This is a genomic window from Accumulibacter sp. (genome assembly GCF_031732815.1).
Lineage (GTDB): Bacteria > Pseudomonadota > Gammaproteobacteria > Burkholderiales > Rhodocyclaceae > Accumulibacter.
Genome location: NZ_JAVMKF010000277.1, coordinates 5,975 through 16,194, shown reverse-complemented (window position 1 = coordinate 16,194; position 10,220 = coordinate 5,975). Strand labels below are relative to the sequence as shown.

The following is a 10,220-nucleotide window of genomic DNA, read 5'->3' as shown; positions in this document are numbered from 1 at the left end:
TCATGGAGATGAATGGAGCGGGAAAACGGAATTGTAGCCGAAAACTCCCGCACCTTCGAAGCGAGCGAAGCCGGAGTCAGCCCAGCCAAAGCGTAGCGAAGCGACAGGCTGTCCGGGTTGGTGGCAGATTCTCTCCGGCTTTTCCGGGTCGGCTGGCGAGGCGAAGCGAACGGCGCTGTTACCGCAGCCAGCTTCCTGCGCCGATCGCGGGAACCACTCCACGCATCGCGCCTCGACCGGCGATGAGCAGGCGGCCAGGATCGTCCCGCTGCATCCACCGGCGGCTACGCAGGTCCGGCGCAAATTGCCTAAGCGCACGGCTTCCTTTATTCTTCGCTCCTCCTTTCCCTGGCGCCGAGTCGCAACCTATGGCCATCCCGATCAAGACCCCACAGAAAATCGAAAAGATGCGCCTGGCGGGCCGCCTGACGGCGGAGGTTCTCGATTACATCACGCCGCACGTGCGCGCCGGCATCACGACGAATGAGCTTGACCGCTTGTGCCACGACTACATCGTCGAGGTTCAACAGGCGATTCCAGCGCCACTCAACTACTCACCGCCCGGCTACCCACCGTATCCCAAGTCGATCTGCACTTCGCTCAACCACCAGGTCTGCCATGGCGTCCCCGGCGACCGGCAACTGAAGAACGGCGACATCGTCAACCTCGACGTGACGGTGATCAAGGATGGCTACCATGGCGACAGCAGCCGCATGTTCCTCGTCGGTGAACCGTCGGTTCTCGCCCGCCGCCTGTGCGAGGTCACTTTCGAATGTCTCTGGCTGGGGATCGCGCAGGTGCGCGGTGGAGCCTCACTCGGCGACATCGGTCACGCTATCCAGCAGCATGCCGAGAAGTCGGGCTATTCGGTCGTCCGCGAATTCTGCGGACACGGCATCGGCGAGAAGTTCCACGAAGAGCCGCAGGTTCTGCACTATGGCAAGCCGCACACCGGCCTCAAGCTTGAGCCGGGAATGGTCTTTACGATCGAACCCATGATCAATGCCGGTAAAGCCGCCATCCGGACGATGGCCGACGGGTGGACGATCGTCACCAGGGATCACAGCTTGTCAGCACAGTGGGAGCACACCGTCCTGGTCACCGAGAGCGGTTTCGAGGTACTGACGGTCTCCGCCGGAACGCGCCCGCGACCCGACTGGATCGGCTAGCCGGCCATGCCCGAAGACCTCGTCGACCGCCAGGCGCTGCTCGCCGCGTTTCGCAGCCGCCTGCAGAGTGGACAGTCGGCGATCCGCGAACGCTATCAGGACGATGGCGACGCGGCGCGCCTGCTGACCGATCGTTGCCGCCTGATCGACGAATCCCTGTGCACCTTGTGGCAAGGGCTGCGGCTGCCGCCTTCGCTCAGCCTGGTCGCCGTCGGCGGCTATGGCCGGGGAGAACTCTTTCCCGCGTCGGACGTCGATCTGCTCGTCCTCTTGCCCGAATCTCCCGATCCCGGGCTGACCGCGCAACTCGAACAGACGATTGCCCTGCTCTATGACAGCCGGTTGGACGTGGCTCCCAGCGTACGCACTGTGGACGAGTGCGTGCAGGCGGCAAGCAGCGATCTGACGATCCAGACCGCGCTGCTCGAGACGCGCTTGCTGACCGGTAGCGAATCACTTTTCCAGGAACTCGTGCGCCGACTGCAGGAGACGATTGATCCGCACGCGTTCTTTGAAGCGAAGCGCAAGGAGCAGGAAGAGCGTCACCTGCGTTTCCACGATTCGCCGTACAGTCTGGAACCGAATTTCAAGGAAGCCCCCGGTGGCCTGCGCGACCTGCAGACCATCCTCTGGGTGACGCGCGCCGCCGGCTATGGCAACACCTGGCATGACCTCGCCCGGCAGGGCTTTCTTACGGCGGAAGAAGAGGAGGTCGCGCTCGGCAGCGTCGCCTTCCTGCGTCAGTTGCGCGTTCGCCTGCACCTGCACGTCGGCCGCCGCGAAGACCGCCTGCTCTTCGACTACCAGACGACACTCGCCGAACAGATGGGCTATGTCCCGACACCGACCCGTCGGGCCAGCGAGCGGCTGATGCAGGAGTACTATCGAACGGCAAAAAGGGTAACGCAGATCAATGCGATACTGCTGCTCAACGTGGATGCGGCGATGGCCCCGCCGGACCAGCAGGGGACACAACGCATCGACGAGCACTTCCAGAAACGCCACGACGTCCTCGACGTGGTCGACGAAGACCTGTTCAACCGCAAGCCGGCGCTCCTGCTCGAGGCCTTTCTGGTCATGCAGAAGCACCCCGAGCTGCAGGGAATGTCAGCCCGCACGCTGCGCGCCTTGTGGCACGCGCGAACGCTGATCGACCAGCACTTCCGCCAGGAACCGGCGAACCGCGCCTGCTTCCTGCAACTGCTGCAGCAAGACCGAGGCGTCGTGCACGAGTTCCGCCGGATGAACCAGTTCGGCATCCTCGGTCGCTATCTGCCAAGCTTCGGCCAGATCGTCGGACAGATGCAGCATGATCTGTTCCATGTCTACACGGTCGATCAGCACATGCTGCGCGTACTGCGCAACCTGCGCCGTTTCATGGCTGAGGACTTCACACACGAATATCCGCTGTGCAGCGAATTGATTCGTGATTTCCCGCGCCCCTGGGTGCTCTACATCGCGGCGCTCTTTCACGACATCGCAAAGGGCCGGGGCGGCGATCACTCGACGCTCGGCGCACTCGACGCCGCCGAGTTCTGCGCTCAGCACGGCCTCGCCGAGGACGACAGCGAGTTGGTCGTCTGGCTTGTGCGCCAGCACCTGCTGATGTCGGCGGTCGCGCAGAAACAGGATATTGCCGACCCTGAGGTCATCGCTTCCTTTGCCGCGATGGTGCGCGATGAGCGCCACCTGACGGCGCTTTATCTATTCACCGTCGCGGACATCCGGGGGACCAGTCCGAAAGTATGGAACAGTTGGAAAGGACAGTTGCTCGAGCAGCTTTTCCGGAGTACCTGCCGAACGCTGTTGTCAGGTGGCCAGCTCGCGGTCAGGCAGGGGCTGATCGAAGAACGACAGCAGGAAGCCCTCCGCCTGCTCCGCTTTTTCGCGCTGCCCGAAGCCGTACACCAGCGCCTGTGGAAACAGCTCGATGCGGTCTATTTTCTGCGGCACTCGCCGGAGGAAATCGCCTGGCACACGCGCGCCCTGCACTATCGGACGGGAATCGAAGACCCGGTGGTCAAAGCGCGGGTCAATCCGAATGGCGAGGGACTCGAGGTGCTGATCTACACGCGCGACCAGAACGACCTGTTCACGCGCCTGGTCGGCTTCTTCAGCCGGGCCGGCTACACCATCGTCGACGCCAAGATACACACGACCCGTCATGGCTACGCCCTCGACAGCTTCATGCTGCTCGATCTCAGCGACCGGGGCAGCGATCGCGCCATGATCGCCTACATCGAGCACGAACTGAACGAGCGCCTGCGCCGGCGAAGCCCGCCCGATGCGCCCGGCGGCGGGCGCATCTCGCGCCAGGTCAAGCACTTCCCGATGCAGCCAGTGGTCACCATCGAGCTGGACGAAAGAGGTCAGCATTACGTCCTTTCGGTCAATGCGGCTGATCGCCCTGGCCTGCTCTATTCGATCGCCACGACGCTCGCCGCACACGGAGCCAATCTGCACACGGCCAAGATCTCGACGCTCGGCGAACGTGTCGAGGACACCTTCCTGATCAGCGGCGGTGACCTGGCAGAGACCGCCAACCGGATCAAGCTGGAGACCGAACTGCTCGAGCGGCTCAAGCTGTGAACGCAGCAGCCCGCGATATGACGCGCGCAAGGCAGGGCCAGTGAACGCCGGCTGAACGTGTCGGTTTTTTTTACACTAACAAAGCGGCACGACTTTCATGGCATTATAAGCCACAGGGTAAGCCGATGATTTAGGCTTTGATTCACTAGGCCCATTGACGATGGCACAGGATTTGCTATCCTAGGAATCGGACAGGGCTTGCCGGCCAAATGCGAAGACGCAGTCGAAATTTCTTCGCAAGCGGTCGTGTAGAGCTCAAACGTGAGACTTTTTTTACAGATCACCGACCGCGCGCAGGTTAAACTGGCGTCAAGTGGGCTGTGCAGGTGCCAGACCAAGTGCAAGTGCGCGCGAAGCGTGCAGCAGCCTGCCAGCAAGCCTGACGGTAGCCGCCAACAGGGAAAGGCTGCCAGGACAGGCCGCCAAAGGTTGGAGGTTGGTAAAACGGCAAGCTGAATAACCGGGAGTAGCATTCATGAAGAGTTTGAGGTCGATTGACGAAGCAGAACAGTTGCCGGCATTGTCGCCCGCCAAGAGCGATCAAAGCAGTTCCGCAACGGCTTCGCCTCCCGACCGGGCTCGGCGCCGCCTGGTGCGAGGTGCCGCAGCGGTTGCTCCGCTCGTCTTGACGCTGCGTAGCGGCGGCGTCCTGGCTGCGGTCTCGTGCATGGGTGTCAGCCAGATCACCGTGACGGACGCCAATGGGGACTTCATGGGCAACAGCATCGCAGTCCCTGGCGATCAATGCGTGGACACGTTTTCCCAGAACGCTGCCACGTGTCCCGGAAACAGAATCACCGGCGGAAGCCTCAGCGGCGTCCCTGTCACCCATTCGGGAGTGACCGGTTATTTGCGCTGCCAGGGAATGCCGAACAGGACGGTTGCCATCCTCAGTTCAGCCGCTGCAACGTCGCTCGTCAGCTGAGATTCCCAGGCCGTACGAGCTGTCCGCAAGCCTTCGACGCCCATCTTCGTAGCACGACCCGAGGCCAGAGCGCATGGGCGACGCGGCACGGGAAGAGAACCTTTGCGTCAGCCGAGCCGCTGCCAGCAGCGGACTCCTGTGGCGAAGCTGGGAGGACGACCTCTACATCGTCCATCAGGCATCATCGGCCGAGACACACGTCTTCAACGGACCGACTGCTGCCATCCTGCGCTTGCTCGATGATCGCCCCCTTGCCCTGGACAACTTGAAGACACACGTGGAAGAGGCGCTCGGAGCGCAGCGCGGCGACCTCGCCGAAGCGGATTTCTACTTCGCCGTACACCGGCTGGATGAGCTTGGCCTGATCGAGTGCGTACAGGCAGCGGACGACGTGCGGTGATCATTGGCGATCTGGCTCGCCAGGACGTTGCGCAACGGCTGGCGGGCGATGGTCTGGGCATCCGTTTTGGTCCGTTCAACATCCGGATTCGCTCCGAACTCGCCAGTTTTGCGGCCCTTGCCCATCAGCTCTACGCGCCCTACCCGATTCCCGGAGAGGCCGACTTCAATGATTTTCACGTCCGCCTTGCCCGGCCGCGTGGCCTGCGCCGCTGGTGGCGCCGACAGGTCTGCTTTGCCGTCGACGGACAATCGCCGTTCGCGCCCTATTCCGTCGAGCATGCCTTCCCGGCGCTGGAGTGGGGAATCAACTGGTGTGTCGCAACGCGCTCGCATCACCTGCTGATGCTGCATTCGGCCGTCGTCGAACGGCAGGGCAAGGCGATGCTTTTTCCCGCCTGGCCCGGCCACGGCAAGTCGACGCTGTGCACAGCGCTGATCCACTCCGACTGGCGCCTGCTCTCCGACGAGTTCGGACTTGTCCATCCGACAGACGGAAGCGTCTTGCCGATTCCTCGGCTGATCCCGCTGAAGAACGAGTCGATCGACGTCATCCGCCGTTTCCGGTCCGAGGCCGTCATTGGCCCTTCCTTCTACGGCACGCGCAAGGGAACCGTAGCGCACGTCCGACCGCCGCTCGACAGCATCCGGCGGGCAGACGAGCCGGCCCGGCCACGCTGGCTGGTCTTTCCGCGCTGGCTCGCCGGAGCCCCGCTCAGCCTTACGCGAATGCCGAAGAGCCAGGCTTTCCTGATGGTCGCGACCAACTCGTTCAACTACGAGGTGCTCGACGCCACCGCCTTTTCACTCGTCGCCGACATGGTTGATGCCTGCGACTGCTACTCGCTCTGCTATTCCGATCTCGACGAAGCGATCCGCGCGCTCGGCGAGTTGGCAGACGCCGACCAGGCTTAGCGTGGACAGCGCAACGCGACGAGCCCAGCAACTGTTGCTGGACGCGATCAACCAGCCGGCCGACCTCGTCCGGCTGTCGGTGGCCGACTGGGAACTGCTCGTGCGCGTCGGACGGCGCGCGCGTCTGCTCGGCCGGATCGAAGCCGATCTTGCCCAACGCGGACTGCTGCACGCCATCCCGACGGGCGCCGCGCAGCACCTGCAGGCCGCGCGCCAGGTCATCACGCATCGGCAGACGCTGATCACCTGGGAAGTCAACCGCATCCTGTGGGCGCTCGCCGGCAGCGCTACGCCGCTCATCCTGCTCAAGGGCAGCGGCTACCTGCTGGCCCGGCTGCCACCGGCGCGTGGCCGCGTCTTCGCCGACGTCGACCTGCTCGTGTCCGAGGAGAAGATTGGCGAGATCGAGGAGCAACTGGTCGGACATGGCTGGTTCAAGACCGAGATGGATCCTTACGACGACCGCTACTACCGCGTCTGGATGCACGAGATTCCACCGCTGCGGCACAGCGAACGGGGGACCGAAATCGATCTTCATCATCGCCTTCTGCCACGCACCAGCCGCCTCCCGTCGAACCCTGAATTGCTGCTTGCTGCCGCTCAGCCGCTCGCCGACCCGCGTCTGCGCGTTCTCGCACCGCCGGACATGGTCCTGCACGCGCTCGTCCATCTGTTTCTCGAAGGAGATCCGGACGAAGGGCTACGCCTGCGCGATCTGCTCGATGTACATGATCTGCTGTGCCACTTCGCGCAACAGACAGACTTCTGGGCCGGCCTGGTGGCGCGCGCCGGCGCGCTCGGCTTCCGGCGGCCACTGTTCTACGGCCTGCGCTACGCCCAGCGGCTGTTCGCCACGCCGGTTCCGACGAGCGTCGTGCAGCAGCTCGCACCGGCAGCCCCGCCGCGCCCGCTGCTCGCCCTGATGGATCGCCTGATTCCGCTCGCTTTGCTGCCGGAACACCCCGATCGTCCGCGCGGACGAGCGACCCTGGCCCGCTGGCTGATCTACATTCGCGCCCACTGGTTGCGCATGCCGCCAGGCTTGCTCACCCGACACCTGTCACACAAGGCCTGGCTGCGCCTGCGCGGCGTGCGCAAACGAGTCGATCTGGCGCAACTCGATCTCAGGCAGCAGTAACTTCCGCTCGCGTAGCGACTTGGCGGTAAACCTGGCGGGAAACCGGAAACACGCGGCAACACGCGCGGCAATACACGGTATACTGTTCTTAACAACAGTCAACCAAAATGGCCGCCGATCCTCCGCCCTACGCCGAACTTCATTGCTGCTCGAACTTTTCCTTTCTGCGCGGTGCCTCGCACCCGGAGGAACTGGTCGAACGGGCTCAGGTGCTCGGCTACAGCGCGCTGGCGATCACCGATGAAGCATCGCTGGCCGGCATCGTGCGTGCGCACAAAGCTGCCACCGGCAGCCTGCGGCTGATCGTCGGCGCCGAGTTTCGACTCGCCGACGAAGGCGCCGCCGGCTGCCGGCTCGTCCTGCTCGCCGAGAATCGCGCCGGCTATGGCGATCTGGCCGAACTGGTCACCCGAGCGCGGAGGCGCTCGGCCAAAGGCGCCTACCAGCTCTACCGCAGCGATCTGGAAAGGCCTGACGGCGCAGTTTCCGACAAGTTGCTGGCCAACTGTCTGGCGCTCTGGATCCCCGCCGCCGAGACCACGGCCGACGACGGGCGATGGCTGGCACGCTGTTTTCCCGGGCGCGCCTGGCTGGCGATCGAGTTGCACTGCGGACCGAACGACGCGGCGCTGCTCGACCGATGGCTGGCCCTGGCCGCTGCCTGCGGCCTGCCGGCGGTCGCGGCTGGCGACGTACACATGCATCTGCGCAGCCGCCGTCCGCTGCAGGACACGCTGACCGCAACCCGCCTCAACACCACCGTATTCGCCGCCGGCAACGCCCTGTTTGCCAACGGTGAGCGGCACCTGCGCCCGCGCCGACAGCTGGCCCGCATCTACCCGTCCGAACTGCTTGCCGAAACCCTGGTCGTCGCCGAGCGTTGCCGCTTTTCGCTCACCGAATTGCGCTACGAATACCCGGACGAGGTCGCTCCCGACGGCCAGACGGCGGCTGCCTTTCTGCGCGCCGAGGTCAACCGTGGCTTGATCCTGCGCTATCCGGCGGGGGCGCCGGCAAGCGTCGTCGAGCGCGTCGAGCATGAACTCGCGCTGATCGGCGAACTCGCCTACGAAGCCTACTTCCTGACCGTGTACGACCTGGTTAACTTCGCCCGCCAACGCAACATCCTCTGCCAGGGGCGCGGCTCGGCTGCCAACTCGGCGGTCTGTTACTGCCTCGGCATCACGGAAGTCGACCCTGCCCGCTCGAACCTGCTTTTTGAGCGCTTCATTTCGCGCGAGCGCGGCGAACCACCGGACATCGACGTCGATTTCGAGCATGAACGGCGCGAGGAAGTCATTCAGTATCTGTACGCACGCTATGGACGCAGTCGCGCGGCGCTGACCGCCACCGTCATCACCTATCGGACGCGCAGTGCCTTGCGCGACGTCGGCCGTGCCCTCGGCTTCGGACGGGCGCAGATCGACGCTTTGACCGCCTCGCTCGCCTGGTGGGACAAACGCGAACAACTCCCCGAGCGCCTGCGCGCGGTCGGCCTCGACCCGAACGCGCCGCGCGTCGCCAAATGGCTGGCGCTGGCCGACGCACTGCGTGGTTTTCCGCGCCATCTCTCGCAGCACGTCGGTGGTTTCGTCATCTCTCGCGGCCCGCTGGCGCGTCTCGTACCGATCGAAAATGCCGCCATGGCCGAACGCACGGTCATCCAGTGGGACAAGGACGATCTCGACGCGCTCGGCCTGTTGAAGATCGACCTTCTCGCCCTCGGCATGCTCTCGGCCATCCATCGCGCGCTCGACCTGATCGGCTGCCGCCTGGCGGACGTCCCGGCCGAGGACCCGGCAGTCTATGACATGATCTGCGCGGCCGACACGATGGGCGTTTTCCAGATCGAATCGCGCGCGCAGATGGCCATGCTGCCGCGCCTGAAGCCGCGCAACTTCTACGATCTGGTGATTGAAGTCGCGCTGGTCAGGCCGGGACCGATTCAGGGCGACATGGTCCATCCCTATCTGCGCCGCCGGCACGGCGAGGAGGCGATCGAAGCGATGCGTCCGGAAATCGCCGCCGTCCTCGCGCGAACTTGCGGCGTGCCGATCTTTCAGGAACAGGTGATGCAACTGGCAGTCGTCGCCGCCGGCTTCACGCCGGGCGAAGCCGACCAGTTGCGCCGGGCAATGGCCGCCTGGCGACGCAAGGGCGGCTTGCAGACATTCGAGGAAAAGCTCATCGCGGGCATGCGCCGGCGCGGTCACGACGAGGCTTTCGCGCAGCGCATCTTCGCCCAGATCAAGGGTTTCGGCGAATACGGCTTCCCGGAATCGCACGCCGCCTCGTTCGCGCTGCTGGTTTACGTTTCCGCCTGGCTCAAGTGCCACCACCCGGCTGCCTTCCTCTGCGCCCTGCTCAACAGCCAGCCGCTCGGCTTCTACTCGCCTTCACAGCTTATTCAGGATGCCCGCCGACACGGTGTCGAACTGCGCCCGGCGACCGTTCGCCTCAGTTTCTGGGAGGCCCGGCTGGAAGCGGCGCGGACGCACGCGAGCAGCGGACAGCCCGCCGTCCGCCTCGGTCTGGCGAGCATTTCGGGCCTGGCACAGGACGGCGTCCGGCGGCTGGTCGAAGCCCGCCGACAGCAGCCCTTCAGCAGCCTGGCTGATCTGGCGACACGCGCGCAGATCAGCCGGCGCGACCTCGAACGGCTTGCCGCCGCCGGCGCTCTCGTCGACCTCGCCGGGCACCGCCGACAAGCCGCCTGGGCGGCGGCCGGCGTTTCCCCGACGATCGACCTGCTGAGCGATCTTCCGCTGCGCGAGACCGCCGCCGTCCTTGCCGCGCCCTCGGAAGGCGAAGACCTGGTGGCCGACTACGCCGGGATGAAGCTCACCCTCGGCCGCCACCCACTGGCGCTGCTGCGCACCCAGCTTGCCGCGCAGCGCTTCGTCGCCGCCGAGCAATTGCACCAGGCGGCCGACCGCCAGCTCGTCCGCGCTGCCGGCATCGTCACCTGCCGGCAACGGCCAGGGACGGCGAGCGGCATCGTTTTCGTCACGCTGGAAGACGAAACCGGGCTGGCCAACATCGTCGTACACGCGTGGCTGGTCGACCGGCAGCGTCGCGAGCTGCT

The 10,220-nt window shown here is 64.9% G+C and carries 7 protein-coding genes; all 7 read left to right on the top strand.

Annotated elements, in window-relative coordinates:
* The first annotated feature begins 368 nt into the window (after positions 1 to 368).
* On the top strand, positions 369 to 1,169 hold the full coding sequence (gene map, locus RKP46_RS16180) for a type I methionyl aminopeptidase (RefSeq protein WP_311107570.1): 801 nt from the start codon (positions 369 to 371) through the stop codon (positions 1,167 to 1,169).
* 6 nt (positions 1,170 to 1,175) lie between these two features.
* The gene (locus tag RKP46_RS16175; protein ID WP_311107569.1) at positions 1,176 to 3,758 is read left to right on the top strand and encodes a [protein-PII] uridylyltransferase; all 2,583 of its coding nucleotides are present in this window, start codon (positions 1,176 to 1,178) and stop codon (positions 3,756 to 3,758) included.
* 475 nt (positions 3,759 to 4,233) lie between these two features.
* A complete protein-coding gene (locus tag RKP46_RS16170) occupies positions 4,234 to 4,683 on the top strand; it encodes a hypothetical protein (RefSeq protein WP_311107568.1) in 450 nt (149 codons plus the stop codon).
* Positions 4,684 to 4,756: 73 nt separating this feature from the next.
* Entirely contained in the window at positions 4,757 to 5,083 is a 327-nt protein-coding gene (locus RKP46_RS16165) for an HPr-rel-A system PqqD family peptide chaperone (RefSeq protein ID WP_311107567.1), read from the top strand.
* A complete protein-coding gene (locus RKP46_RS16160) occupies positions 5,080 to 5,997 on the top strand; it encodes an HprK-related kinase A (RefSeq protein ID WP_311107566.1) in 918 nt (305 codons plus the stop codon). The genes RKP46_RS16165 and RKP46_RS16160 overlap by 4 nt, the downstream gene beginning before the upstream one ends.
* Before the next feature lies 1 nt (position 5,998).
* Complete coding sequence (locus RKP46_RS16155) at positions 5,999 to 7,135, top strand: nucleotidyltransferase family protein (protein ID WP_311107565.1); 1,137 nt, start codon at positions 5,999 to 6,001, stop codon at positions 7,133 to 7,135.
* Between the two features lie 107 nt (positions 7,136 to 7,242).
* Positions 7,243 to 10,220: error-prone DNA polymerase (locus RKP46_RS16150; RefSeq protein WP_311107564.1), on the top strand; the 2,978-nt coding region annotated here is incomplete at its 3' end.